The 24,866-nt window shown below is 48.5% G+C and carries 35 protein-coding genes; 17 read left to right on the top strand and 18 right to left on the bottom strand.

What is annotated here, in order from left to right:
- The first annotated feature begins 43 nt into the window (after nt 1-43).
- Nucleotides 44-232 carry a hypothetical protein gene (locus tag QMA39_RS16235; protein WP_281659329.1) on the top strand — a complete coding sequence of 63 codons (189 nt, stop codon included), beginning with the start codon at nt 44-46 and terminating at the stop codon, nt 230-232.
- Nucleotides 233-273: 41 nt separating this feature from the next.
- Here QMA39_RS16235 and QMA39_RS16230 read toward each other — a convergent pair whose 3' ends face one another.
- Together QMA39_RS16230 and QMA39_RS16225 are read right to left on the bottom strand one after the other, a co-directional pair.
- Nucleotides 274-1,221, bottom strand: coding sequence for a BMP family ABC transporter substrate-binding protein (locus QMA39_RS16230; RefSeq protein ID WP_206931691.1), 948 nt, complete (start codon nt 1,219-1,221; stop codon nt 274-276).
- A gap of 88 nt (nt 1,222-1,309) precedes the next feature.
- The gene (locus QMA39_RS16225; RefSeq protein WP_206931686.1) at nt 1,310-1,822 is read right to left on the bottom strand and encodes a hypothetical protein; all 513 of its coding nucleotides are present in this window, start codon (nt 1,820-1,822) and stop codon (nt 1,310-1,312) included.
- 131 nt (nt 1,823-1,953) lie between these two features.
- Here QMA39_RS16225 and QMA39_RS16220 point away from each other — a divergent pair, with 131 nt between their 5' ends.
- On the top strand, nt 1,954-2,127 hold the full coding sequence (locus QMA39_RS16220) for a DUF2929 family protein (protein ID WP_084162939.1): 174 nt from the start codon (nt 1,954-1,956) through the stop codon (nt 2,125-2,127).
- Nucleotides 2,128-2,273: 146 nt separating this feature from the next.
- Nucleotides 2,274-3,086, top strand: coding sequence for an undecaprenyl-diphosphate phosphatase (locus QMA39_RS16215; RefSeq protein WP_027953520.1), 813 nt, complete (start codon nt 2,274-2,276; stop codon nt 3,084-3,086).
- 125 nt (nt 3,087-3,211) lie between these two features.
- On the opposite strand, the gene moaD is transcribed toward QMA39_RS16215, so the two are convergent.
- The 5 genes from moaD to QMA39_RS16190 form a co-directional block, all read right to left on the bottom strand.
- Nucleotides 3,212-3,445 carry a molybdopterin converting factor subunit 1 gene (moaD, locus tag QMA39_RS16210; RefSeq protein WP_027953519.1) on the bottom strand — a complete coding sequence of 78 codons (234 nt, stop codon included), beginning with the start codon at nt 3,443-3,445 and terminating at the stop codon, nt 3,212-3,214.
- Nucleotides 3,442-3,903 carry a molybdenum cofactor biosynthesis protein MoaE gene (locus tag QMA39_RS16205; protein WP_027953518.1) on the bottom strand — a complete coding sequence of 154 codons (462 nt, stop codon included), beginning with the start codon at nt 3,901-3,903 and terminating at the stop codon, nt 3,442-3,444. The genes moaD and QMA39_RS16205 overlap by 4 nt, the downstream gene beginning before the upstream one ends.
- Nucleotides 3,893-4,423, bottom strand: coding sequence for a molybdopterin-guanine dinucleotide biosynthesis protein B (gene mobB / locus QMA39_RS16200; protein WP_281659328.1), 531 nt, complete (start codon nt 4,421-4,423; stop codon nt 3,893-3,895). The genes QMA39_RS16205 and mobB overlap by 11 nt, the downstream gene beginning before the upstream one ends.
- A 119-nt stretch (nt 4,424-4,542) precedes the next feature.
- A complete protein-coding gene (locus QMA39_RS16195; protein WP_035531397.1) occupies nt 4,543-4,827 on the bottom strand; it encodes a metal-sulfur cluster assembly factor in 285 nt (94 codons plus the stop codon).
- Between the two features lie 103 nt (nt 4,828-4,930).
- Nucleotides 4,931-5,695, bottom strand: coding sequence for an alpha/beta fold hydrolase (locus QMA39_RS16190; protein WP_281659327.1), 765 nt, complete (start codon nt 5,693-5,695; stop codon nt 4,931-4,933).
- A gap of 179 nt (nt 5,696-5,874) precedes the next feature.
- Between QMA39_RS16190 and QMA39_RS16185 the strand changes: the two genes are divergently transcribed.
- From QMA39_RS16185 to QMA39_RS16175, 3 genes are all read left to right on the top strand, one after another.
- Nucleotides 5,875-6,693: a Cof-type HAD-IIB family hydrolase gene (locus QMA39_RS16185; protein WP_027953514.1), complete on the top strand. Its 819-nt coding sequence runs from the start codon at nt 5,875-5,877 to the stop codon at nt 6,691-6,693.
- A 96-nt stretch (nt 6,694-6,789) separates the two neighbouring features.
- Complete coding sequence (locus tag QMA39_RS16180; protein WP_169516175.1) at nt 6,790-6,936, top strand: hypothetical protein; 147 nt, start codon at nt 6,790-6,792, stop codon at nt 6,934-6,936.
- A 2-nt stretch (nt 6,937-6,938) separates the two neighbouring features.
- Entirely contained in the window at nt 6,939-7,145 is a 207-nt protein-coding gene (locus QMA39_RS16175) for a DUF3813 family protein (protein WP_027953513.1), read from the top strand.
- Nucleotides 7,146-7,216: 71 nt separating this feature from the next.
- On the opposite strand, the gene QMA39_RS16170 is transcribed toward QMA39_RS16175, so the two are convergent.
- Complete coding sequence (locus QMA39_RS16170; RefSeq protein ID WP_281659326.1) at nt 7,217-7,573, bottom strand: hypothetical protein; 357 nt, start codon at nt 7,571-7,573, stop codon at nt 7,217-7,219.
- Nucleotides 7,574-7,960: 387 nt separating this feature from the next.
- On the opposite strand from QMA39_RS16170, the gene QMA39_RS16165 reads away from it, so the two are divergent.
- The gene (locus QMA39_RS16165) at nt 7,961-8,509 is read left to right on the top strand and encodes a hypothetical protein (protein ID WP_051254552.1); all 549 of its coding nucleotides are present in this window, start codon (nt 7,961-7,963) and stop codon (nt 8,507-8,509) included.
- On the opposite strand, the gene QMA39_RS16160 is transcribed toward QMA39_RS16165, so the two are convergent.
- Both QMA39_RS16160 and QMA39_RS16155 read right to left on the bottom strand, forming a co-directional pair.
- On the bottom strand, nt 8,502-8,927 hold the full coding sequence (locus QMA39_RS16160) for a hypothetical protein (RefSeq protein ID WP_281659325.1): 426 nt from the start codon (nt 8,925-8,927) through the stop codon (nt 8,502-8,504). The two genes, QMA39_RS16165 and QMA39_RS16160, sit on opposite strands and share 8 nt — an antisense overlap.
- A gap of 15 nt (nt 8,928-8,942) precedes the next feature.
- Nucleotides 8,943-9,770, bottom strand: coding sequence for a DUF2785 domain-containing protein (locus tag QMA39_RS16155; protein ID WP_027953510.1), 828 nt, complete (start codon nt 9,768-9,770; stop codon nt 8,943-8,945).
- Between the two features lie 134 nt (nt 9,771-9,904).
- On the opposite strand from QMA39_RS16155, the gene QMA39_RS16150 reads away from it, so the two are divergent.
- Complete coding sequence (locus QMA39_RS16150) at nt 9,905-10,168, top strand: NifU N-terminal domain-containing protein (RefSeq protein ID WP_027953509.1); 264 nt, start codon at nt 9,905-9,907, stop codon at nt 10,166-10,168.
- Between the two features lie 38 nt (nt 10,169-10,206).
- Here the strand turns inward: QMA39_RS16150 and QMA39_RS16145 are convergent, their stop codons facing one another.
- The gene (locus QMA39_RS16145) at nt 10,207-11,121 is read right to left on the bottom strand and encodes a BsuPI-related putative proteinase inhibitor (RefSeq protein ID WP_051254767.1); all 915 of its coding nucleotides are present in this window, start codon (nt 11,119-11,121) and stop codon (nt 10,207-10,209) included.
- Nucleotides 11,122-11,182: 61 nt separating this feature from the next.
- Entirely contained in the window at nt 11,183-12,031 is an 849-nt protein-coding gene (locus QMA39_RS16140; RefSeq protein WP_027956489.1) for a YitT family protein, read from the bottom strand.
- 178 nt (nt 12,032-12,209) lie between these two features.
- On the opposite strand from QMA39_RS16140, the gene QMA39_RS16135 reads away from it, so the two are divergent.
- Together QMA39_RS16135 and QMA39_RS16130 are read left to right on the top strand one after the other, a co-directional pair.
- The gene (locus QMA39_RS16135; protein WP_027956490.1) at nt 12,210-13,070 is read left to right on the top strand and encodes a DegV family protein; all 861 of its coding nucleotides are present in this window, start codon (nt 12,210-12,212) and stop codon (nt 13,068-13,070) included.
- 118 nt (nt 13,071-13,188) lie between these two features.
- Entirely contained in the window at nt 13,189-14,067 is an 879-nt protein-coding gene (locus QMA39_RS16130; protein WP_281659324.1) for a DUF4349 domain-containing protein, read from the top strand.
- 176 nt (nt 14,068-14,243) lie between these two features.
- Here the strand turns inward: QMA39_RS16130 and QMA39_RS16125 are convergent, their stop codons facing one another.
- From QMA39_RS16125 to QMA39_RS16115, 3 genes are all read right to left on the bottom strand, one after another.
- Complete coding sequence (locus QMA39_RS16125) at nt 14,244-15,644, bottom strand: alpha-amylase family glycosyl hydrolase (RefSeq protein WP_281659323.1); 1,401 nt, start codon at nt 15,642-15,644, stop codon at nt 14,244-14,246.
- A gap of 161 nt (nt 15,645-15,805) precedes the next feature.
- Nucleotides 15,806-17,647: an asparagine synthase (glutamine-hydrolyzing) gene (gene asnB / locus QMA39_RS16120; RefSeq protein WP_281659322.1), complete on the bottom strand. Its 1,842-nt coding sequence runs from the start codon at nt 17,645-17,647 to the stop codon at nt 15,806-15,808.
- 249 nt (nt 17,648-17,896) lie between these two features.
- Nucleotides 17,897-18,256 carry a YisL family protein gene (locus QMA39_RS16115; RefSeq protein WP_027956494.1) on the bottom strand — a complete coding sequence of 120 codons (360 nt, stop codon included), beginning with the start codon at nt 18,254-18,256 and terminating at the stop codon, nt 17,897-17,899.
- Nucleotides 18,257-18,416: 160 nt separating this feature from the next.
- On the opposite strand from QMA39_RS16115, the gene QMA39_RS16110 reads away from it, so the two are divergent.
- Nucleotides 18,417-19,613 (top strand): ornithine--oxo-acid transaminase, encoded by a 1,197-nt coding sequence (locus tag QMA39_RS16110; RefSeq protein ID WP_027956495.1) that lies wholly within the window; start codon nt 18,417-18,419, stop codon nt 19,611-19,613.
- Between the two features lie 322 nt (nt 19,614-19,935).
- On the opposite strand, the gene QMA39_RS16105 is transcribed toward QMA39_RS16110, so the two are convergent.
- From QMA39_RS16105 to QMA39_RS16095, 3 genes are read right to left on the bottom strand one after another with little or no spacing between them, the layout of a single operon-like run.
- Nucleotides 19,936-20,439 (bottom strand): GDYXXLXY domain-containing protein, encoded by a 504-nt coding sequence (locus QMA39_RS16105; RefSeq protein ID WP_206931661.1) that lies wholly within the window; start codon nt 20,437-20,439, stop codon nt 19,936-19,938.
- Nucleotides 20,436-21,635, bottom strand: a complete 1,200-nt coding sequence (locus QMA39_RS16100) for a DUF2157 domain-containing protein (RefSeq protein ID WP_281659321.1) — start codon at nt 21,633-21,635, stop codon at nt 20,436-20,438. The genes QMA39_RS16105 and QMA39_RS16100 overlap by 4 nt, the downstream gene beginning before the upstream one ends.
- A 15-nt stretch (nt 21,636-21,650) precedes the next feature.
- Complete coding sequence (locus QMA39_RS16095) at nt 21,651-22,841, bottom strand: DUF418 domain-containing protein (protein WP_281659320.1); 1,191 nt, start codon at nt 22,839-22,841, stop codon at nt 21,651-21,653.
- Between the two features lie 85 nt (nt 22,842-22,926).
- On the opposite strand from QMA39_RS16095, the gene QMA39_RS16090 reads away from it, so the two are divergent.
- From QMA39_RS16090 to QMA39_RS16065, 6 genes are all read left to right on the top strand, one after another.
- Entirely contained in the window at nt 22,927-23,148 is a 222-nt protein-coding gene (locus QMA39_RS16090) for a spore germination protein (protein ID WP_281659319.1), read from the top strand.
- Between the two features lie 10 nt (nt 23,149-23,158).
- Nucleotides 23,159-23,386: a spore germination protein GerPB gene (locus QMA39_RS16085; RefSeq protein WP_027956500.1), complete on the top strand. Its 228-nt coding sequence runs from the start codon at nt 23,159-23,161 to the stop codon at nt 23,384-23,386.
- 44 nt (nt 23,387-23,430) lie between these two features.
- Nucleotides 23,431-23,991, top strand: a complete 561-nt coding sequence (gerPC, locus tag QMA39_RS16080) for a spore germination protein GerPC (RefSeq protein ID WP_281659318.1) — start codon at nt 23,431-23,433, stop codon at nt 23,989-23,991.
- Nucleotides 23,988-24,215, top strand: a complete 228-nt coding sequence (locus tag QMA39_RS16075) for a spore gernimation protein GerPD (protein WP_281659317.1) — start codon at nt 23,988-23,990, stop codon at nt 24,213-24,215. Before gerPC ends, QMA39_RS16075 begins: the two co-directional genes overlap by 4 nt.
- Nucleotides 24,208-24,576 (top strand): spore germination protein GerPE, encoded by a 369-nt coding sequence (locus tag QMA39_RS16070; protein ID WP_027956503.1) that lies wholly within the window; start codon nt 24,208-24,210, stop codon nt 24,574-24,576. The genes QMA39_RS16075 and QMA39_RS16070 overlap by 8 nt, the downstream gene beginning before the upstream one ends.
- Before the next feature lie 63 nt (nt 24,577-24,639).
- Nucleotides 24,640-24,858, top strand: a complete 219-nt coding sequence (locus QMA39_RS16065; RefSeq protein WP_027956504.1) for a spore germination protein — start codon at nt 24,640-24,642, stop codon at nt 24,856-24,858.
- Nucleotides 24,859-24,866 lie beyond the last annotated feature (8 nt).

The raw sequence follows: 24,866 nt of genomic DNA, 5'->3' as shown, positions 1-24,866 counted from the left end.
GCCGGGGCTTTTGTTCATATTGTAGAAATAAGGAGGTGTATCATTGATGGCCAAGCGCAATTCCTCCCCCTTTGATGATTTCTGGGGGTTCAAAAAAGACGATGACCGTGAAGAGCAGGAAAAAGAAAAGGAGTCTTCCCTCCAGTTCCCCGACTTATTTCAGGAAGCTTCGAAAACATGGAAATCCATTTCTCCGATGATGAAGCCGTTTATGGATAAATTTAAGAAATGAACAAAAAAAGACTTTGAAGGCAGAAGCCTCAAAGTCTTTTTTCACTGCGGAAGCGTGCCCGTTTCCTTATAGTTTTCCACTTCCGCTTCCAGATTCTCCTGGAATTCTTCCGGAACGACAGGACTGAATTCCCCCATCGTAATCGCTCCTTCGCTGAAATCAAAGGTCAGTGCTTCTCCAGGAAGGTCTCCATTGATATAACGTTCCATAGCCAATTTGTATACTTCATCAACGTTTTGAACCGTGCTCGTCAGAACCGTTTGAGCAGCAATGGAGGACTGGTCTTCCAAGTAACCGACTGCAAGATGCCCATCTTCCCTCGCCTGTTCAATAATGGGCACCGCAAACAAATCACCCGCCGGGTAAAAAACGTCAGCTCCCTTGTCCTTCATTCTTTCATACTGCATAAGAGCAAGTTCTGTGTTTTCCCAGCTGTTCAAAAGAGCCACATCGACGTCTGCCTCCGGATTCTGATACTTCACACCCTCATAAAATCCTTCCACCTCGGGCTGCCATTCAAAGGCACCAATCAAACCAACCTGATCCGCCTTCGTCATTTCACCGGCGACCATGCCCCCGAAAAAACCCATTGCCCGCGCATCAAAGTTCAGGCTGGTTACATTTTCAGCGGCAAACTGACCGTTAAAGTATATGAAATCAATATCAGGATACGCTTGATGCAGCTCACGGAAGTAATTTCCATAGATATTGCTGTGTCCGAAAATCACCTCAGCTCCCTGCTGAACAAGCTCTTCCACGGCTTCCGCCGATTGCTGGTAGCTGCGGATTTCTTCTTTATAATAGATATCCACCCCATACTCTTCCTGAATCGCCTTCAGCCCCTGGTACCCCTGCTGTCCCCAGGATTTATCGTCAATCGAAGTTTCCACGAGAAGGCCGACATCGGCGTCCTTTTCATATCCAGGGAACCATTGGCAGCCAGCTAGAAAAAGAATCAGAAGCAGAATCATGATGACTTGATTTTTCAACGGTATGCACTCCTAAACCCCTGCGGCTAGTCTATCCCTTTATTCTACATCTTTTTCAAAGAGAACGCTATGCCGGGAGGGCAGGGGGTCAACAAAGGAGCTGCTGGCTGTGGAAGACGGCTTCGATCCGCTGTTCCATTAATTCCTCATCTTCGACATGGCTGGAAAGCTGAAAAGACTGATTGTGTAAAAGGCTCTTAAGTAAGTCGTTCAGAAAGTCTCCGATATACACCGCTTCTTTTTTCTTAATCCATGATTTCAGCTGGTCCTTATCTTGAATACCAAACCGCTGAAGGTCCATCCATTCACCGTACAGGGCGGGAAGTTTCACCCAGAGCGTTTCCCCGTTTTTCCGGACAAGGAGGTGATGATCGACATATTCCACAGAGGCTTCCTTCTCTGTCCCCTGCACGTGGTTTTCCTTATCTTCCTTTTGGAAAAAGTGTTGAAAATTACTGTTGCGGCCGACATACATATATAAGAAATCACTCTGATTCGTTTCAATAGGATCGACCCCGATCACTTCCACGCCTTCCTGAAGAAGATAGGATGTGATATGAAATCCAATCCAGTGAAAGCACGGCTGGACGGTTACAAGCATAGAAAATCACTCCTTCTTTATCTTCCTACATCCTATTCCACCTGATGTCTTTTCATGAAGCGATTTCATATTTCTTTTTTTTCGACATTCTGCTACTATAGAAATAGATTGCGTAAATGAGGTGAGTAACGATGCGGATGATATGGACAATTCTATGGGCTTTTGTATTAAGTTTTATGTCAGCGTATGTGATCAGCAACATGGCCGGAGGCAGTTTCGCTTTCAGTCAGGTGATTGTGATGACCATTCTTTTCACATTAGCCGCTGTTGTACTTGGGGACGGTCTGATCAAGGACGAAGCTTGAGCCAAAACGCTGCTATCTTCGGATGGCAGCGTTTTTATGTGTCTGAATAGCTGAAGATATGAATAAATAGACCGATTGTACATAAAAATCAATCAACGATATAGTGGATAAAGCTATGGTTGATCCAGGTGTAGGAGGAGAAAAACATGGAAGAAATATGGCTGATTATTAAATACTTATTTCTCGGGATATTCCAGGGGTTTACCGAACCCATCCCGATTTCATCAAGCGGACACCTCGTTATCGTACAGGAGCTGCTCGGCTTAAACCTGAAGGGGCTCACCTTTGAGGTGCTCGTAAACTTCGGCTCTCTTGTCGCCGTCCTGATCATATACAGAGAAGATCTGATCCGTTTGATCAGAAACGGCATCGGCTATATCATGACGAGGGACAGCAGGCAGAAAGATGATTTTGATTTCATCCTGTACTTGTTTATCGGAACAATTCCTGCAGGTGTTCTCGGCGTTTTACTCGGGGATGCGATTGAAACCTTATCCAGTGTTCAGACCGTTGGAATCACACTGATCATTACAGGAATCGCCTTATGGCTGATCCGTAACATGAAGGGCAGAAAAGGTGACGGGCAGATGACGTGGAAGGATGCGCTCATCGTTGGTATCGGACAGGCGGTTGCCTTGATCCCAGGCATCAGCCGATCAGGAGCGACCATTGTTGCGGCTATGTTCCTTGGCATGAAGCAGGAAACCGCGCTGCGCTTTTCTTTTCTTCTGTTCATCCCTGTCAGTCTAGGGACGATGCTGCTTTCGGTAGAGGATGTCATTGCGGATGCCGGCGGTTCTACAGGTACGTGGATTGCCTATGTTCTCGCCTTTGCCGGCTCGGTAGTCGCTTCCTATTACTCTCTTCGCTGGTTCATGAACATTATGGAGCGGGGAAACTTAAAATACTTCGCTTTCTACTGCTTCATCGTCGGCGGACTTGTCGTTTTATTCTTATAAGTGTAAAAGAGGCGTTTCACACAGGTGTGAAACGCCTCTTTATTTTGCAGAAAAATCCGGTGGATGTTCAAGAGCCCGCTCTTTCCACTCACCTCAATATGGAGGGGCGGGAATCCCTTCTTATTTCAGCCACCGCTTACCGGAGGAAGAAAGGCAATCGTGTCGCCTTCTTCAATTTTATGTTCCTGACCGGCAAACTCTTCATTGACCGCGACCATACTTGTTTGAAGCTGTTCACTTGGGTAGACTTCAAAGACCTTCTTTTTCACTTCCTCCACCGTCAATCCGGCAAGATCCATGTTAACGTTTTCCGTACCGGCAGCTTCTTTCAATCCGGCAAAAAACAACAGCTGATTCATCGGCTTTCCTCCTTCGTCGGCACTCCAGGTTTTGTTTCCTTCTGATTCCCGATCCACTCTTCGCCATCTTCCCAGTGTTCTTTCTTCCAAATCGGGACAATTTCCTTAATCCGTTCGATGGCATACCGGCTTGCCGCATAGGACGCGTCCCTGTGCGGGGTGGAAACAGCAATCACAACAGCGATATCCGTAATATCAAGGCGGCCGGTACGGTGGGCCATCACCGTTGTTGTGCCCGGCCACTGCTTCTCTATCTCGTCTGCAATCTGTTGAAGCTTCTTTTCTGCCATGGCTGGGTAAGCCTCATAGTGTAAATAGAGTGTTTTTTTTCCTTTTGTAAACTCACGTACCGTACCAATGAACGTGTTGATTGCCCCTGCATCCCTACGCGTCACCCTGGAAATAATCTCGCCGGGAGACAAAGGTTCTTCGGTCACCCATACTTGTTTACCGTTCACAGCTCTCCTCCCCTTTCGCCAGACGATAGACCTCCGACAGACGCTTTCTCCAGTCTTTCAGTGCAACCACTGGAAAAGGAACGCCCGCGGTCATCGCTTCATTCCATGTAATGACCAGCTGGATATTGTGCAGTTGATCGAGCAGTTCCAGATCTTCTTCCCTTTTGATGATGACGGCTTTCGGGTAGGCTTCGTTCTTATACCCTTCTACAGCAATTAAATCCGGATCAAACTGGCGGTATAAAAAAATAAGCTTGTCGAGCGTATAGTCCTCTTGATGGGACAGCTCAAGCTGAAAACGGCCGGGACTGTCGACCCCTGTCATAAAGGAACCCGCCTCATGAAGGCGGTAGCTGTCTGTTTCATGATGCATCACCTTCAATGGTTCTTCATGGGTATGACGTTTGATTGCGGCTACTTTTTCTTCCCGCTCTGCTCCAAAAGCAATCAAGTCGGAGAGCAGGGATGTTTTTCCGCTGTTTTTATACCCGACGATTTGGAAAACCGGCGCTTCTTTCATATCGTTCCCTCCCTCTCGTATTCACGAGCAGGCACTGCACGCTTCCTTATCCCAATCCAAATGCTTTACTTATGTAAAAACCCCTGCCGCATTTCATACGGCAGGGGGCTCACCTTTCATCAATCCGGAATTCCAAGAGCGATTTTCGCATAACGGCTCATGCGGTCCTTCGTCCAAGGTGGATTCCAAACAATGTTTACGGTAATCTCATTCAATTCAGGCAGATCAGCAAGTGCGCGCTTAACGTCCTGCTCAATGTGTCCTGCGAGCGGGCAGCCCATGGCGGTCAAGGTCATTGTCACCTTTGTGTCTCCGTTGTCTTCTATATCAACACCATAGACAAGACCGAGGTTGACAATATCAATGCCGAGTTCCGGGTCAATGACATTCTCAAGGGCGCCCATTGCGTTTTCTTCCAATGCAGTTGTACTCAATTTACTTCCCCCTTCACAGTATTTCAAACTCTATTATAAACAAAATATTGGAGATAATAAAATAATCCCGCTGTTACAGCACAAGTTCCAGCCAATTTACCATTTCAACCATTCCGAACCGGCTTACTTTATGGTCCCGTCCCACTTCCCTCAGGAAACGGATGTTTTCTGGATTTTTATACTGTTTGATCGCTTCATTATAGAAGTCGTACGAATGCTCAAACGGTACGACTGGATCGGCATCTCCGTGCCAGAAGAACAAGGGCCGTCCAAACAGTTTGTCCATCTGTCTGGAGAGGTCGATGCCTGCCAGGGAATCATACATCTCATCCAGATCCTCCTGACTGAGCGGCACATGAAGATCTGCCTTTTCAGCTCCTTTGATGGTGCGCTCTGCAAAGTCCACAATTTTCGGCGACCCCATCATGACCGCTGACGCCTGGATCCATGGATACATCGTCAAAGCTGCACTTGTCGTGATTCCACCCATGGATGTGCCTCCTACGCCGATACGACGGTCAAGGATCAGATCAAGGCGGTCAAGTTCATCCTTTAGATCCTGCAGATCTTTCAGGTTTTGATAAACGATGTCCCAGAACTTCATATCGAGTTCCTTTTTTGAAAGGTCCTCTTCCCTCTCTCCGTGAAAGGCGCTGTCCGGCAGAACTACACGGTAGCCCTTCTGCGCGAGCATATAAGCCTGTGGAAGATTGTGCTCCTTCGCACTTGTAAAGCCGTGAAAATAAATGAATACAGGGAGCGGCTGGTCCTGTTTTTCTGTATCTACAATGGTAAGTGCTGGTACGTTTTTGTATGAATTACGGTATATCCCTATCATTGCGGCTGGTTCCTTTCTGATAATCTTTACTTGGCCTTAAGGCATGTTTAATAAAAACGGTCTATAATTTATCGTAACACTGCGGTTCTTGATTGGAAAGTGTTAGGTCATCAAGGAGGATATTCTTTACAATCCATGACCTGACCGATAAACTATACATACAAAATGAGGTGAATAGTATGGAACAGCATTTAATTGCATTGGATTTAGACGGTACCCTCTTGACTGATGAGAAAAAAATCAGTGAAAAAACGAAGGGGATCGTCCAAAAGGCTATGGATCAGGGACACATCGTTGTCATCGCTACAGGCCGTCCACACAGAGCAAGCATTGATTATTATCATGAGCTTGGACTGGAAACACCGATGGTCAATTTCAACGGGGCACTGATTCATCATCCTTCCGATCACCGCTGGGATGCGATCCACTCTCCTTTAGGGATCCGCACTGCGCATAAAATCATTCATACCTGCCAGGAACTGGGCGTCAAAAACATCCTGGCAGAAGTAAAGGATCAAGTATACCTTGACCAATATGACGAGGACATCATGAGTATTTTCCAGACGAAAAATGATCCGATTACGGTCGGGCGTCTGCAGGCCAACTTAAAAGATGATCCGACTTCCATTCTCATTCATCCGGAGGAGGAAAAAATTAAAGCGATCCGCGCGCAACTGGATGAACACGCTGCCCTGATCGACCACCGCAAATGGGGCGCTCCCTATCACGTAATCGAAATTGTAAGGGCAGGGCTGAACAAGGCGGTCGGCCTGGATAAGATCTCCCGTTATTTCCACATCCCCCAGGACCGGATTATCGCTTTTGGTGATGAGGATAATGATCTTGAAATGATCGACTATGCCGGAGTAGGCGTTGCTATGGGAAATGCGATCAACGAATTGAAGGACGTCGCCAATCACATCACTGGCACGAACGAAGAAGACGGCATCGGGGCTTTTCTTGATCAGTATTTGAGCCTTAATAAACGTGCGATCTAAAGGAAATGGTTTCCTCGGTTAAAGCCACTGCTCTCAGCCATACTAAGCTTGAACGTGAAAGCGTTCAGGCTTTTTTTATGACAGGAGGGTCTTGTCATGGAGCAGCGTAAGCAGGACAGCCGCAAAGACAACAGCCGGGTGGAAGTGGAGACATTTGACGAAAGCATCATGGAGCCGCAAAGGCTGACAGATGCAGATCGTAAACAGATGGAAACCGACCGGCATACAGTAGGAGGGTTTTAACCATGGAGAAAAACCTTTTTGAAAATGCGCGCGATGCAGTCAACCGTTTCACCCAGCGTGGCGGAAGACATGATGCTACGAGCCAGCAGGATATGGAGGCGGCCAGACAAGCGATCCAATCTGCCTATAGCCAATGTTCACAACAGGAGAAACAACAGCTACAGCAGTTGGAGCAGCAGATGGAAGCCCATCATAACAACCTGCAGTAAATTTTTTATTCAGATCGGATTGATTTCCGTCTGTCCGGGGTATATCAGAAGTGCCCCCCCCCCCTAATGATTTAATAAAAAAGAAAAACACCCGTCCTGCGGGTGTTTTTCTCAGCTTGTAGAGAAACCTCTGTTTCTTTATAAGCTTTTTTCTTTATTACCGCCAGGAGCGAAAGCCCCTTCTCTTTCCGCGGACGAGCGGACGAGCGGACGAGCGCCCGAGCTTCCTCGCAAAACCCACGCTCGGCGATCTCGGACCACTCGTTCTTACGCAGGAGTGGAAGGGGCACCGTTCCTTGGGCGTTTTTTAACATCGAAAAAGACTCTCCTTCACCCCGCTCACCCTTGCTTGATGGAGGACAATCTTTTTCATTTTCCGGCAGGCAGCCGCTATCAGCGCCTGTTCTTTCCCTTTTTGTTTTCCACACAAGCGGTAATAGCGCAGCCCATGCGTTCTCTTGAATCTGCGAACCTGCTTAGTGCACAATCTCTCTCCTCTATATTCCAACGTCGGCACGAGGAACGTTCGGTGGTGACGCCTGCGGGAACAGCGCGAGCCGAAGATCCACTTGGTCCAATGGTTTTCTTGACCAAGTTAGTTGAGGCCGTGCCCGCGGCAAGCATCCACCGATAAGCGGAACGTGTCCCCTCAACACGACATGCGGCGAACTCTGACTGAATAACACAGGCTTTTTCTTCGGACTGCCGGATTGAATTCCGGCAGTCCTTTTTAGTGGGTTCCAAAAACTTCTGCGCTTTTCCTGAACCCCCCCCTCCCCCACCTGTATACAATAGCTGTAAGGAGGCGGAGAGAAATGGAACAGGATCAGACTTTCGGTTTATGGGTGACCGCTGCAGGGACAATCGCCTCGGCTGTCAGCATAACCATTGATAATGACGACCTCGATCTCATCGGTAACGTTCTTCAAGCATCCGGAAACGGGCTTGCTGCCAATGAAGACGGAACCTTTACACTCCGTACAGCCGGAAGCTTGATCCAGGCCTCAGGAAATACAGCCATCGTCTACAGCCTGCTCGCGGATCTGCCGGAAAACGAGGAGCTGACCCTGGTCATCCAGGGAAATCTTTTACAGGCACTCGGCGGAACCATCGCCTTTTCCGAAACTTTGAAAGGCCCCGCCAGTCGTTTTTCCGTCTATACTTTGAACGGTCAGCTGATGGAAGTCATCGGGAATTCCATGCAGGCCGTCGGGTCAGGAAAAGAACGGCGCGGGGAGGAAGCCCCCTCCCTCAACCTGATCGGCAGCTGGATCCAGGCCGGAGGAGCCGTTTTGTCCGCCCTGGCCGCTGAGGCGGATCGCATTCACGAGAAAAAGACGGGGAAGACCCCGCCTTTTACGTAAAACGATCATAGGATTTTTTCAAGGTCACGGCATAAAGGACATGACCGATCAGCCAGAAGAGAACGGCGGATCCATCTGTCACCGGTGGTGTTTCCTTAAGAGCAAGGATGGTAAGCGGGACATAAGTTAAGGCGGCAGGCGCTGTCAAAAGAGCCGCTGCCCGCCAATGGTTCCAGGACGTATTTTTGACCCGGTACATAAACAGCCACACATACACCAGACCGATGATCCAGGATATGATCATATGAAAAAACCACTCCATAAGTACCGGCCAGTCAATACTTCCGAACCACGGAATAAAGTCTACGTTCATCAACAGCGTATACACTTTATCCCCCGTAATCTTCTCGACGAACCACATGTACAGGCCAAGGACAATCCCAGATGTCGTTCCGATAAACAGTCCCCATCGAATCATAGGCTTCCTCCAGGTTTAATAGGCTTCCTGCTTCCTAAGTTCCCTCAGAAGATTTTCTAAAACCTGTCGAAGCTCCCGGTAATCCCCTTCAAGCATACGGAAATACATCGCTCTCATAAAATGTTTGCTGTTGTTGATAATGATGTCTTCCTTAGGGTCCTGCCACCCGTCTCTTATATAAAGGAGGGTCTCCAGCCATTCCATCCGCTCCACATGGTCAATTTTGCGGAACATCATCAATACAGCTGTGACCATTCTTTCTTCTTCATCAAAAAGGTAAGGCTGGTCGATGAGAAACTGTTCCCGGATGACGGGAAGCATATGGAGAATTTCCTCACGGGTAATTTCCTCACAGGCGGCTGTACTGTAAATCGCATCCGCCGCATGAGCCATGGCGTGGGCCCATCCCTTCCCTTCCACATAACCTCTGTGGTCTTTTTCCTGCTGCATGTATTTCTTCAAATGCTCCCACACCCGGTGGACATCCTCTTCCTTCAGGAAAGGAGCTTCCCTGTGCTTCTGCATAATGGGCGGAATCAGTAAAACGGAAAAGCTCCGCTTAAATACGGCATCTTCCTCCTGCTTGGACGTACCGATTCTGTAAAACAAATAATTTTTATTTAAGACGGACTGAAGTATATTTTTCAACTGGTCATTCGAATAATGACCACGCTCAATAAACGTTGTAAAAATGGAGTGGATCAGGTTATCTCTCAACTCAGGATGTACCGTTCCGATTTTCTGAAGCATCATCGTCGTCAATTCCTGCAGGTTCTGCCCCTCTGGAAGAGCATAATCGTTCTCTTTAATCGGCTGCAGAACTTCAATTAGTTTCGTTTCCATCTTCCACACCTCCTCAAACATTGCTCTCATTGTACCACAGATATTCCCATCCCACGCCTGATAACGTTTAGGAGTTTTGATTACATGATTTTTTTGATAGAATAGGAGCAGATGGAACAGAGGAGGATAATCATATGGCTATACAAGTACAGGAAACACCCAATCCGAATGCACGCAAATTCACGACGGAATCCATGATCTTTCAGGGAGACGGCAGTGTGTCCGTGATGCCCGGGCAGACAAGTGAGCACAAAATCATGAACGATCTAATGGAGCTGGACGGTGTCGATAACGTATTCGGCTTCCAAAACTTCATCACTGTGAACAAGCTTCCACAGGGAGACTGGGATGAGCTTACACCGAAAGTGAAAAGCACACTGGAAGAATACGGATATTAAAAAACAGCCCTGCCGTTTAGAACGGCAGGGCAGTTTTTTTATTCGGTCGTCTGTACCTGTTCAAGAGGAATATAGTTCAGATGAATCGGACGCCCGTCGTCTGAACTTTCCTCAAATAAAATCAGAGTAACCATGCCGTAGTCCGGCATATCCTCTTTCGGAATGGAGATATTGATTTCAAAAGGAGACCAGGAAGGGGCTCCCTCTTTAACTTTTACTGGTGTTGGGGATACCTGTACGTTATGACCGTCTTCCACACTGTAAAGGAAAGATCCTTCAAAAACGCGGGCTTCCCCCTTTACGACATACGACCCGTTTTCTCCTGATACCGTCACTTTACGGAAAGCTTCCCCTTTCCCGTACTCGGCCTCTTTCAATCCGGTTTCATCCGTTTTTGCTTCCTCTTCGGTTACAGCGTCCTTCCCTTCAAGGGTGAATGACTGTGTCACTTCAAAAGGATTCGCATCCAGCGGCTGATCGTTGATCGTATCCACAAGGAACGTCATCGTTGCCTCGTAGTCTCCCGGCTCAATATCAGCCGGCCACGTTTCAGAAGCCTCCAGAAGGCCTCCTGCTTCGACTTCCTCGGTCGTTAAACCCTGCGCAAACATCTGATCCGCGGAGTAGGTATACACCACTTCTCCTTCTTTGTCTTTCACCTGGATTTCATACTTCTGGCTTGAGGTGAAGCCTAGAATGACCGGGTCCTCCCCCGTATTCTTCAAGGAAAACTCAAACGAAACTTCTCCGGAATCCACAACCACTTCCGCATCCATAACCATTTGTTCGATCAGGCCCTCCATATCAATTTCCGTCTGCTGATCCTCGGTAATCTCCTCGGATGCCGCTTCTTCGCTCTCCTCACCTTCCGCCTGTTTGACTTCCGATTGGTTCGAGCATCCTGCGGCAAATAAGAGCGCTATTCCGAAGATACCGGCTAGCACGTTTTTCATGACCCCCACTCCTCTTTATGCTATTTAATGTATTCGTCGTTTCAGAGGTGGAAAAGTTACATCATTGATCGTCTTTTCGGAAAAAGCCGAAGATACCTGTCGTCTGAACGATGTTCGTAAAGGCTTTAGGATCCACATCCTGAATGATATGCTGCAGGTCATAAAGTTCATAACGCGTAATGACCATGATGAGCATGTTTTTATCCTGCTGGGTAAACGCCCCACGGGCAGGCAGTGTCGTAATCCCACGGACCATGTGCCCGTGGATGGCTTTTTCAAGATCGGCTGCCCTGGATGTAATGATCATCGCTGTCAGCTTCTCATGACGTGTGTGGATCGCATCAATCACCCTTGTTGTAACATAAAGCGTAAGGAGTGTATAAAGGGCGTTTTCCGGTTTGTAAAGCACACCGGCAATCACGATGATGGCACTGTTAATCATCAAGAAGTAAATGCCGATCGGGCGGTCTTTCATTCTCGACAGAATCATCGCAATAATATCGAGACCTCCCGTGGAAGCCCCCCATTTCAAGGTAATTCCTACACCCGTACCACCGATGACGCCGCCGAATACCGCGTTCAGGATGATATCTTCCGACAAATGCATCACAGGGATGACTTCAAGAAAGAACGTCGTAAAAGCAACAGAAATGGCACTATAAACGGTAAATCCCTTCCCTACTTTCATCCAACCTAAAATGGCCACCGGAATATTAAGTATGAATAAGAGCAGCCCGGTACTGACCGGAATGCCGGCGAAATCATTTAAGATACTCGTCGACAGCTGGGCGACACCTGTAAAACCGCTCGCATAAACGTTGGCTTCAATTAAGAATAAGTTCAGTGAAATCGCGTTCAGGACCGCACCGAACAAAACAATCAGAATCCTTTTTATTTCTACTGTAAACACCTAAAAACCTCCTAACCTCTATCATCTATTCATTTTTATCACCCGATGTAGGTAAAATCAAGTTAAACTTGAGGAAAACACCCTGATTTTGTCGAACGATGGTTTACTTTTTATTTTGACTATCTACAGGATTGTGCCTACACTAAACATACAAACTCTATGACAGTAGGTGACGCTAATGAACGTGCAGATTATTTGTGACTCGGCCAGTGACTTGAGCCGGGACACTGTTGAAAAGTATGGGATTACCTCTCTCCCTTTAAAAGTGATTATGAAAGACGAGGAATATGTGGATGGGGAGACGATTACCCCGAAGGATGTATACGACCGGATGCGTCAGGGAGAAGCACCGAAAACCGCTCAGGTCTCTGCGCAGACGTTCAGAGAAACGTTTACAAATCTCGCCGAAAAAAACCAGCCTTTCATTTATTTCTCCTTCTCCTCCGAACTTTCCGGGACGTACCAGACAGCTAAAATGGTCGAGCAGGAAATCAAGGAGGACTATCCGGAAGCCGCGTTTGAAGTGGTGGACACCAAGGCTGCCTCCCTCGGATGCGGTCTCATCGTTTTAAGAGCCGCAGAAATCGCCCGTGAGGGAGCAGACCTTGAAACCGTTCTGGAAACAGGAACCTATCATGCAGAGCATATGGAACACATCTTTACGGTCGATGACCTTGAATACCTTCAGCGCGGGGGCCGGGTGAGCCGGACAGCAGCTTTCGTCGGAGGACTGCTGAAAATCAAACCGCTTCTGCATATGGAGGGTGGAAAGCTGATCCCCCTTGAAAAGATCCGTGGATCCAAGAAAGTCTTGAAGCGTATGCTTGAAGTCATGGAAGAGCGGGGAGATGATTTAAAAAACCAGCGTGTGGCCATCAGCCACGGGGATGATTTCGAAAGAGCCGAACAGCTGGCAGAAATGATCAAGGACCAGTTTGGAACAGCCGATATTCACATCGATTATGTCGGTGCAACCATCGGCGCCCACTCCGGCCCGGGCACGATCGCTTTATTCTTTTTAAACGACACATATCAATAACTATTCCCTGAACGATGTAACCCTACTCCCTCTTTGCGCGTCTCATTTATAAAGACGGCCGGGGAGGAGATGGGCTCTACAGATCCCCCCTGTCCAAAGCGATTGGGGGTTTTTCTTTATGAAAAAAGCAGCATCCACGTTTTTTCTTTTTTTGTTACTTCTCTTCCTTTTTACGGCCTGTCAATCAGACAGGGAAGGTTCAGAGTCCCGCGAAAACGAAGATACAGCGTTGGAACAAGAACAGGCGACACAGCCTTCCGAGTCCGAACTTCAAGCCGATATGGAAAACGGCAAAGCTGAGGAAGGGACCAGCATCGGAGCGTTGATGGTGTATGAAGCTGTCCTCACTCTTGAAACCGATGATTTTGACCGTTACCAAACGAACATGAACAAAAGCATGAAGCAGTATGACGCGTACATGGTGGAAACATCCATTCAAAAAACAGACAGCGGCGGTCGTGAAGGACACATCACCCTGCGTGTACCGCAGCCGTCGTTCACTCCTTTTCTTGACGACCTTGAGGCCGCGGCAGGCGACGTGAAGGCGAGAAATATCAGCAGTCGTGATGTCACCAGACAGTATGTCGATCTGGAGGCCAGATTAATAGCGAAGGAAGAAATTGAAGCCCGTCTCCTTGGATTTTTAGAAGAAGCCGGAGCCACTGAGGATTTGGTGCGTATCTCACAGGATCTTGAGCGTGTTCAGGGAGACATCGAGTCCTTGAAGGGAGAAATGAACTTCCTGGAAAACCAAAGCGAGTATTCAACAATCACTTTGATGATCAAGGAAACAAACCTCTCTGTACCTGAACGTACGTCCCTCCATACAGGAGACCGCATCAAACAGGCGTTTTTCAGTTCCTTGAACGGACTTGCTTCCATATCTTCCTGGGCAGCGGTAGGACTCATCGGATACTCTCCCTTTGTCGTTCCGCTTCTGGTCGTCGGCGTATGGTTGATTCTCAGATATCGCAGACATTCCGGAAAAAATGAATAAAAAAAGCGTTCCAGCAGGCTGGAGCGCTTTTCATTCTCAGGCTGTCGAAAAAGTTGTCGACAGCCCTTGTTGTGAACTCGTTTTCACATATGGTTTGAGGCCGTACCCGAGGCAGCCCCCCGTCGATAAGAGACACGTGCCTGATCCCTAAATTAGAGGTGGGCCCACCTGAAGATCTATGCTTTTTCAGACGAACGGCTTTTTCTGCTCAAGATGATAACCGCCACGGTAAACAGAAGCAGAACGCCCCCGACAAAGCCGATGAACAGCCAGTTATAGCCGCTGTCTTCTTCCATGATGAACACATCCGCCGTTTCCCTGTCCATCGCCAGGCGGTATGTGCCATCCGACTGCTCGCGTACCACTCCGTCCTGCAGGAGGCCGCGCAGCTGGAGGCCGCTGTCCAAGTGATCCAGCTCTGCGGTTTTCGTTTCTGATGCATTGTTGATGGCAACAATCAGCGATTCTTCTTCGTCGCTGCGCTCGAAAACGATCAGCCCGTTGTCGTTATATAACTCTTCATAATCCCCCCGGGTTATCGCCGGGTATTGCTCCCGCATCGATGTTAATTTTTCAACCCGCTGCTTTAACTCTTCATTTCCAGCTTTCACATTGATCATGGGCGCTGCTTCAGGATTTCCTCCATCATCCAACGGCGTTTCGGAACCGTAATAAACGACAGGGAGCCCTGGTGTCGTAAAGATATAGGTAAGACCGAGACGCCAGCGGGTAATAGGGTTCTGCCCGTTTTCGACAGCTTCATGCGTAAAACGTCCGGTAAAGGGTCCATCGAGATGCTGGACAACGGCCTCACCGCTGTTGTCCACCGCCTTTCCTTTGACAGCCCCTGGTGCTGCGAAGACATCCCTGAGCGGCTGTGAAAATTCCTTACTGTCTGCCACGCTGGTTGTATACAAAATATCATCCAGATCCTCTGTCATTTCCAAACCGGTTTGTGACACAAGGTGAAACCCGTCCACCTCTGCTTCTTCCATCCAGAAGTTCATCGTCTCTTTTATGTAGGCTGCGGTTTCCTTATTGTCCATGTTCAGCTGTGGAAGATCGTCAAGCCATGACACTGGTGCTTCTGTCACGCCTTCCTTCAACCAGCTGCTTTTCGTTTCGTCTTCGAGCCACGGATGTTCAGCAGCTGTGAACAATGGAAGATCAAGCACCACGCTCAGGTCACGGTCATGGGCTTCCTGGACGAAAGCTCTCATCTCCTCCATCGTTCCGTACTGCTCCTCGACCGCCCGGAAGTCTGTGACCCAGAAGCCATGAAATCCTCCAGGCGCATTGGCCATCACCGGGGACAGCTGGATCGTCGTAAAACCAAGTTCCTCTATGTAATCCAATTGGCTTGTCATCCCTGCAAAATCGCCGCCTTGATAAGCCTGCGGGTCTTCAACGTCCACTTGTTCATCGTTGCTGCGGTCGCTGTTGAAAAAGCGGTCCACCGCGATATAATACACACTTTCATCCTGCCACCTGCGCTCTTCCCCTTCGCCAGCTGTGGAAACCATGCTGTTTAAAAGGAAAAAAGGAAGAAGCAGAAGGATTCCTGCTGCCTTTTTCATATTCCGTCCTCCCTCGACCTGAAAAAACACTCCTCTCTAAGGGTACCGCTTTCATATCTACACCGTCAATCCTGTGTTTACGGAGCGAAGAATTGGAATCTCCCTGCAGACAAAAACCTGTGCGGTGTTTTTCAACATCGCACAGGTTTGGCTGCTCATTCCTAGAGCTGGACGCGGTAGGTTCTGAACCAATGATCGATCTGACAAAGGTGGGCGATCAACTGTGGACCGGTCATCAACTGGCCGAACCAAGGGGTATCAATCGACTTCCCTTCGCTGTCCTTCAATTTTCTCACTTGATCACGGTCAAACAACTGAAACAGCGGAGCCCCGTCATCACTCAGAATATCTTCCATCCAGCGGCAGACGGCCCTCGTATAATCGGGATGAAAGGTCTTCGGATACGGATTCTTCTTCCGGAACAGCACCCGGTCAGGAAGGATGCCGCGCAGCGCCTGACGGAGGAGTCCTTTTTCCTGATCATTATGAAACTTCATGCTCCACGGCACATTCCACACATACTCCACCAGTCTGTGATCGCTGAAAGGAACGCGGACCTCAAGACTGGCTCCCATGCTCATCCGGTCTTTCCGCTCCAACAGGGTCTGCATAAACCAGTTCATATTTAAATACGACATCTCTCTGTGCTTCCGTGCATCCTCATTCTCACCGGTCAGGAGTGGTGTCTCTGCGATGGTTTCGTCATAACGCTTCAGCATATACCATTCAACATCGATGTCGCCTTTTAAATCATCCCGGATCAGGTGGTTTCGTTCATTCAAGGACCGGATCCAAGGGAAACCCTTCCGCTCTTTATCTTCTTTCCTGTAAAACCAAGGATAACCACCAAAGATTTCATCGGCACACTCTCCTGATAGTGCAACCGTGACATGCTTTTTAATTTCCTCACAAAACCAGAGAAGAGACGAGTCCACATCCGCCATTCCGGGAAGATCACGCAGTTCAACGGCCTGTTTCAACCGGTCCATCAAATCATCCGTAGCGGCTTCCATGATCGTATGGTCTGTCTGATGCTGCTGACTGACAAGCTGAATGAAAGCTTCATCCCTGTCCGGCTGGAAGGCATTTTTCTTAAAAAACCGGGCCTGGTCCTTATAATCAATGGAAAATGTCTGCAGCGTCCCTCTTTGATTCTGCTTATACATGTCGGCGGCGACTGCTGTAATGGCACTGGAATCCACACCGCCCGACAAAAAGGTTCCAAGCTTCACATCTGAAACGAGCTGGCGTGTGGACGCATCCATAAAAAGTTCCCGGACACGTTCCACCGTCTCATCAAATGTGTGTTCATGGGGGGCACTCTTCACATTCCAGTACCGTTTCACGGAAAGTTTCCCCTTTTCAAAAAGAGCGCAGTGCCCCGGGCGGATTTCCTGAATATCCTTGAACACGCCCCGCCCAGGGGTACGGGAAGGGCCGAGAGACAACAGCTCATGTACGCCGCTGCGGTCTACCACCGGCTCAACGTCAGGATGGGCAAGAATGGCTTTCATCTCTGAAGCATAGAGCAGTTTACCGCCTTGATGACTGTAAAAGAGCGGCTTCACTCCAAGACGGTCTCTGGCAAGGAACAACCGCTTTCGTTTCGTTTCCCATACGCTGAAAGCAAAAATGCCATTCAAATGATCGACACAATCCGGTCCCCATTCTATATAACTGATGAGCAGCACCTCTGTGTCTGAATGGGAAGCGAAGCTCCATCCTTTCGATTTCAAGACCGCGCGAATATCTTCTGTATTATAAAGTTCTCCGTTATAGCATAGAACAAACTGTTCATCCCCGGCGGTCCGGACCATCGGCTGCCTGCCTCCATCAGGATCGACGACAATTAAGCGTTGATGACCGAAGGCGGCGGATTCGTGTATCCATGTTTGATAATCATCCGGACCACGGTGTCTGAGTGTATCCGCCATACGGTCCAGTATAGAAGCTTTCCCCTCTGTCCGGGAATCACTGTCCACCCAACCGACAATTCCACACATCCTGCTTCACCATCCTTTTTCTAAACAGAAGTCTTTCGATAAAACATCCATGATGACTCACTATATGAATCAACCGGGGCTTCTATGAAAAAAAGGAACAAACCTGTTGACACCGGGAATGATAATCATTATCATTATATATGTAAATAACATCCGTTATCCCCCAAGTAGCGGACATAAGAAACAGAATTCAAGCCCCCTTTTACCTATAAAAAACGCTGCATGCGATTCGCGCATGCAGCGTCATTTTTATGCAGGTAAAATGCCCGCGCCAAGAAATCCGAAGCCGAGTACAAGAGCAATGACCGCAGCAACAAGCAGCTGGCCCCACCAGATCGCAGCCGGTTTCTTTTTCTTATATTTCACACAGACCATTTCCATTGCAGCGATTGCCCAGAGTCCTACGAGTACTTTTATGATGATCATAGCTCCGTACACGGAGTAGCTGGCAAACAATGAACCGCCGGAGTACAAGATCAACAGATAGAAAACCCGCAGAATCATATGCGAAATCTTCGCTGCTTTTTCTCTTCCTCCCCGTGCAAAAGTCGTCACAAGGGCGACAAGCACAAAAGCGATTACCCAGGAAGTAATATGTAAGTGCGCCATAATGGTTTCTCCTCCTTTTCCAACAATCTACCGCTATGATACCACGACTGCCTTCCACTTTCCTATCCATAACTAGGACGGATAATTTTTTCAATAGTAAGAAAAACACCGCATAACCTGTTATAATGATTGGAGATTGAATAGAAATGGGAGGGATCACATGTCTGTTATAAGCAGTCAAAACATTATCGATCAGACACAGGAATACGGGGCCAAAAACTATCATCCGCTGCCGATTGTTATTTCCAAAGCGGAAGGTGTATGGGTGGAAGATCCGGAAGGGAACCGCTACATGGATATGTTAAGCGCTTACTCTGCCGTCAATCAGGGCCACCGTCATCCGAAGATCATTCAGGCTTTAACCGATCAAGCGAGCCGCGTGACCTTGACTTCACGCGCTTTCCATAATGACCAGCTCGGTCCTTGGTATGAGAAAATCTGCAAATTGACACATAAAGATATGGCACTTCCGATGAATACAGGAGCTGAAGCTGTTGAAACCGCGATTAAAGCAGCAAGACGCTGGGCTTATGATGTCAAAAAGGTGGATGAAAACCAGGCGGAAATCATCGCCTGCACCGGCAACTTCCACGGCCGGACGATGTCTGCCGTGTCCCTGTCCTCAGAAGCGGAATATAAACGCGGCTTCGGTCCAATGCTTCCTGGCATCAAGCTGGTACCCTACGGCGATATCGACGCGCTGAAAGAAGCCATCACAGAAAACACGGCCGCCTTTCTGCTTGAGCCGATCCAGGGGGAAGCAGGCATTGTGATGCCTCCGGAAGGATTTCTTAAAGAAGCCTACGACGTATGCAGTCAGGAAAATGTCTTGTTTGTTGCGGATGAAATTCAGGCCGGCCTCGGCCGCAGCGGTAAAATGTTCGCCTGCGACTGGGAAGGCGTGACTCCGGATATGCTCATTCTCGGCAAGGCACTCGGAGGCGGTGTATTCCCGATTTCCTGTGTTGTTGCCAATAAGGAGATCCTCGGTGTGTTCAACCCGGGCTCCCACGGTTCCACGTTCGGCGGCAACCCACTTGCCTGTGCCGTATCGACCGCCTCGCTTGAAGTGCTCGAAGAAGAGAAACTGGCGGAGCGTTCCCTGGAACTCGGTACGTACATGATGGAAGAATTGAAGTCGATCGACAATCCAAAAATCAAGGAAGTACGCGGCAAGGGACTGTTTATCGGTGTAGAAATGACCGAACCTGCCCGGAAATACTGTGAACAGTTAAAAGAGAAAGGTCTTCTCTGTAAGGAAACGCATGAAAATGTCATCCGCTTTGCTCCTCCGCTCGTGATCCAAAAAGAAGATTTAGACTGGGCGATACAGCAGATCAAAGCTGTTCTTTCCTAATCCAAAAAACCTCCCCATACCTACGGGGAGGTTTTTTTGGTTATAAAGATCCCTCAAGGTCATCCAATGCCTTCAAGAGCTTCATTCATTTCCTTTTCCACGGAAGAGCATCCTCTTCTCAACGGAAACCACCCCGGACGACATTCTTCATTGTAAAATATGTTTCTTACTATCCGGTGCCTCAGCGGTCCTTAAAGAGAAAAACGTTCCTGCAGGATAAACAGAAAAGCGTTCATTGATGAGACCTTACCTGCGGCAGGCATCCACGATAAGGGACACGTGATCATCCAGACCATTCAAGCCCTTCCGCATTATTCAGAGTTCAATCCAGGGAGACAATTTTTTTCTGGTTCCACGGAGCGAGCACAATGGTTACAAGTCGTTCTTCATCCTGCTCCCACATCCGCCCCGTATTTTCTTCAATATAATAACGGTTCAGGCCGATATCCACGTGATGTATGGAGGCACGCTCATCTTCCCACAGATAACGTGCTGCCAGCACCACCTGCCCTTCCTCAGAATCAGGTCGTTCCGTTCCGGCCTTTTGAAGACCATAGACGCCGTTCTCACCTGCTTCAAGAAGAAGAAAAACCTTCTCTCCCCCATCCAAGGCTTTTTCTCCCTGCCACTGGTCTTCGGAAATTTCTTCGATATCATAACCGAGCTCCACATAATCTCCGTAAAAAGGGTCGCGCGGATCCACAGGAGCTGTTTTCAGCACCACTTTTTCGCCTACAACGTCCATCGCATAATAACCACCAGCCATCAGAAGGAGAAACAAAACCTGAACGGATACAAGTCCATAGAACCAACGCTGTTTATTCACTCTTCCTCTCCCTCCTTACGGAACGACCGGCGTTTCTTTTCCAGCCCATAACTGAGGCCGAATAATAAAAGACCTCCGACGAAAAAGAAGACAGAGCGGTCCATAAAGTCCCAGGCCAGCTGGAAATAAGCAGCCAGTGTCGTGAGAAGGAAGGCCGCTGTCCCTTTGTTCACCCAGCGCCGTACTTCTTGCTGGTAGCCGGAAACAAGCCATAATACGGCATAGACGAACAGGACGATCAAGGAAAAAAGATCTCCCGAGGGAAAACGGAAGACAGGGATGAACAACAACAGATCAATCCAGTAGTAATTCGTCGTGCTCAAGGCTGACCGGACAACAGCAAAGACGAACAGAACCGCCCAGATGAGAAAGAAGTAAAGAGAGGATTCCGTTAACGTTTCAGCGTATCCATCTCCAAGAAAGAAAATCTGCAGAAAGAAGACGGCGAACATAAAGACGACTGCTGATGTTTTCCATATTCTCGTCTGACCTTTTTGGATGATAAAGTCATCAGCGATATAAAGGGCCATCGATACGACGATCAGCCAGTAGTACGGATATCCGCCGCTGAAGACAAGGACAAGGGCCTGGATGTAATAGGAAGCGGCAAACACCCCTGCAAACGGAAGAGAGCGTGTCTCATACACCACCCACCCAAGACCCGCCAGCAGCAGGAAGCCGAGCCACAAATAAAAGTCTTGAAAAACCAAACCGCTGTAAACCTGACCGACGGTGATAATCACAGCAGCAGCGTAATAAAACATGCCTTCTCTCATAATGAAGTACAACCCTGCTGCTGCCATGGACCACAGCAGAAACGGAGACGCACTAAAAGCGGTATAATGATACATCTGGCCGATCAGGAAAATGGCTGCGCCGAAAATCAGCAGCGCCGTCAAAATGAGGCTCGAACCCACTCGGGGGGATTTCTTTTTGTACACCCTTTCCCCCGCCACATAAAAAGCGGACATGGACAAGAGAAGAACAGCCATCCGTCCCCAATCAGCCAGATAAGACCAGTTGGATGCTGTAAAGGTAAGAAAACCAAGACCAATGAATAAAGCGGCAAAAGTGAGCAGCACCGGCTTATACTGTTTTTCAGGGTAGTGCTCCAACAGTCTTTCCCGCTGGGCTTCAGTAATGATCGCTTCCTCCACCCACCACTCACTTTCTTTCAGCAGTTGATTACGCTTCAAATTCTCCGCCCCCTGTTAAGAAACCGCCTTTTTCCGGCGTTTATTCGGTTGTTTCTGTCCGTAGGTGAGGGTCCGCCACAGCCATTCCAGCGGGCCATACCGGTAGTTTTTCAGCCACAAACGGCTGAGGAATACTTGAACAATGTAAAACAGGACAACAATTATCATACTTCCTGCAGGCGGCACCTTCCCGTACAGCCCGAAACCGGCGGAATAGAAAAGCCAAAAGCAGAAGATTGACTGCAGGATATAGTTGGACAACGACATCCGTCCCACCCATACAAGTGGAGAAGCCAGTCTGGCACCTATTTCCGTGCGGAACAATAGAGTAATAGATAAGACGTAAAAGATGGCAGAAGCAGAGCCTCCGGCACCGTCCTGCATAAGGCCGAACCATTCCGGATTCCCATACAGGTGGGGGCCGGCTTTCAATGTCACAAACAGCATGCCTGTAACCACCCACACCTTGATGATCGTACTTCTATGGACGTCCGGCTCATGAAGCCACTGCTTTCTGCACACATACATGCCTAATAGAAACATCGGTACAAGACTCAACGCTAAAAATGGAAGATTGCCGGCGGCATTGGCATACTGCCAGTCTGTGAAATTCTGCTGCCAGATATCAAGCAGAGAGCCATTCCCATAATGGCTCAACGCACTTTCGATTGCGGACCTGTTCACACCCCCCTGTATTTGGTCACGGACCACGTAAAGAGCGAGTGTAAAGGGCAGGGTGAGAAGGCCGAGCAGTCCAAAAGCCCAACCAAGCAGAAAGCCGGGTGAGACTTTAAAGAAGGCCGGCAGGATAAGCCCGAGCACCCCGTAGCTGAGCAGGATATCTCCGTGCCAGATTAAAAACGCGTGCACCATACCGAAACCGGTTAAAACGAAAAGCCGTCTGTAAATGACCGGCATATGCGGAATTGCTTTTTCCTCGAGCCGGTCCTTCATCATCTGAATCCCAAACCCGAACATAAAGGAAAACAAGGTGTAGAAACTGGCTTGAAAGAAAATATCCACGATACTCTGAACCGTCTGGTCCACCGAAGAGGACCAGAATTCCTCCTGCCCGCCGTATAGGAAATACGGGGCGTTAAAGGCCGGGACGTTCACCATGAAAATTCCGAGGATCGCAAGGCCCCGGGCGGCATCAATCCAGTTCAGCCTGCCTGAATCCCCAAGGGGAGACGCTTGTGTATTCATATGTATTCCTCCTCTGACCTTTATTTTACTTTTCTTACGTTATTTAAACAACGAGGTTTCATAAGATATAGAAAGGAGTTTTTCTATGCCTGCCAAAGTGGGAGCTGTCAAAGTCATCTCTCTTTCGTCTTCAAGCATCTTCAATATCGGTGATGTATACTATATGGCTCCTCAAGCTGCCGCCAAGACCTTTGCCGGCGGCGGTTCCTTCAACACTGGCGACGGCATCCGCATCAACATCAACCGGTCGGATACGTTCGTCAATGACTCTGAAAATATCGATCAGCCTATTATAGGGAATGCGTAGGAGGAATGTTATGAACATAACGGTTCATCAATCGATTTACATTCACGTGTTGAGAATCGGCAGTGTGGCCAACTCTTCCGTCGTTCAAATTGGAAGCTCCGGGGTGATTCAGTCAAAATCAGAACTGTACAATTCCGGCGGATACACGGCGCCTGGAAAGAAAGCGCAGCCGGAAGACGGAGAGGTATCCATCCCTGAAGTCGGCCCTGGAACACTCGTCCCTCTTTCCATAACATAGCTGTCCCCTTTTTTTCATAGGATGGTACAGGGAGGTGAGTGGAGTTGAATCCGTATTATTCGTGGCAGGCATGGGTCGACCAGATGATGAAGCAGATGGAGCAGCAGCAGCAGATGATTGACCAGCTGCAAAAGAGAATTGATCAACTCCAGTCCACAGAACCCCCTGCAAAAACCGTCATTGAAAAAATTGAATACCACTTTGATCAGCTTAAAATTGAAACACTCGAAGGAACGCTTCAGATTGGTCTGACCCCGGGCGGCGGTGACCTTTCCGACATCGGGGATCTATACAACGGCCAGGGACAGCACCCCCAGCTGCCTCAAACGGATGAGCAGGCGCTTCACTTTCTGCACGAGTATATGGTTTCCGATATTCCCGGCTGGATGAACCAGTACTGCCGGGATCATGAAAGGGAGATTTCCAACGATCACAAGGAGCGGATGATTGCCGACATAAGGAAACAACTCCCTCAGCGACTTGAATATTACCGGAGTGAAAACCCGGAATCACCGCCGGAGAAGATTTTCCATCAAGTAAAGGCGGAGATTCAGCATTCCATTGCCCAGTATCTGGATAACCTCGAAGGAGATGGTCAAGGATGAATCACATCGTCCACAACTACGGGCTGCATGTAGGAAACATCCGAGTCACAGGGGTCGCAGCCTCCTCAGTCTTCTTGATCGGTGATAACAAAACCATACGTCTGCAGTCTTTTTTTGATACGCCACCGGAATCTTTGATTATCGGACCGTTCGAAGAGATGGATGCTGAAGCCGATGCCGGCATAGAAACAGAACGAGAGGATGAGCATCCGGCCGATGATTAAACGGATGGTCTATACGAACGATATCGAAATTCAATCTCTTGCGATCGGCTCCATCGCCGATATCGGCGATGTGTATAAAGCTTCGCCAAACTCCCGCGTGCTGGCTGTGCAGAAAGAAGGACCTGCGTTTGAAGAAGACGTATTTCAGTTTGATGATTTTTCCATTTTCTCTTTAAAAAGCCCTCCCCCTCCTCTTCCTCTGAATGTAGAGACGTTCACGTATCAAAACAATCCGATCATCATCCATAACGTAAGAGTCGTCGGTGTATCAACGGCGGGGATTTTTCAAACCGGTGGGATCGATCATATCGATGCGCTCAGTTATACGAAACATTTCCGAATCCTAAAGGATGAACCATAACCTGCACGACTGCATAGGTTGTTGGTATATGGCTTGAACCGTACATGAAAAGGAGGCACTGCTATGCCTGCGATTGTCGGTCCGATCAGCATTAACAGCGTAGGAGGTGGGGTCGTCAACTTCGGAGACTCCTTTTATTTATCTCCTAAAGCGACGTCCAAAACAAATGCCGGCTCCGGAGCATTGAATACTGGTAACTGGATTATTACCAACAATGGACTCAGCTCAACGAACCCCTTTGATCCGGACATTGCCGATCAGAATATTACAGCCAACGCCTGAAGCGGCAC

The organism is Halobacillus sp. Cin3, assembly GCF_947311855.1.
Classification (GTDB): domain Bacteria; phylum Bacillota; class Bacilli; order Bacillales; family Halobacillaceae; genus Halobacillus; species Halobacillus kuroshimensis.
Note: the sequence above shows the minus strand (reverse complement) of the source record. Positions and strands in the feature narration are given on the sequence as shown.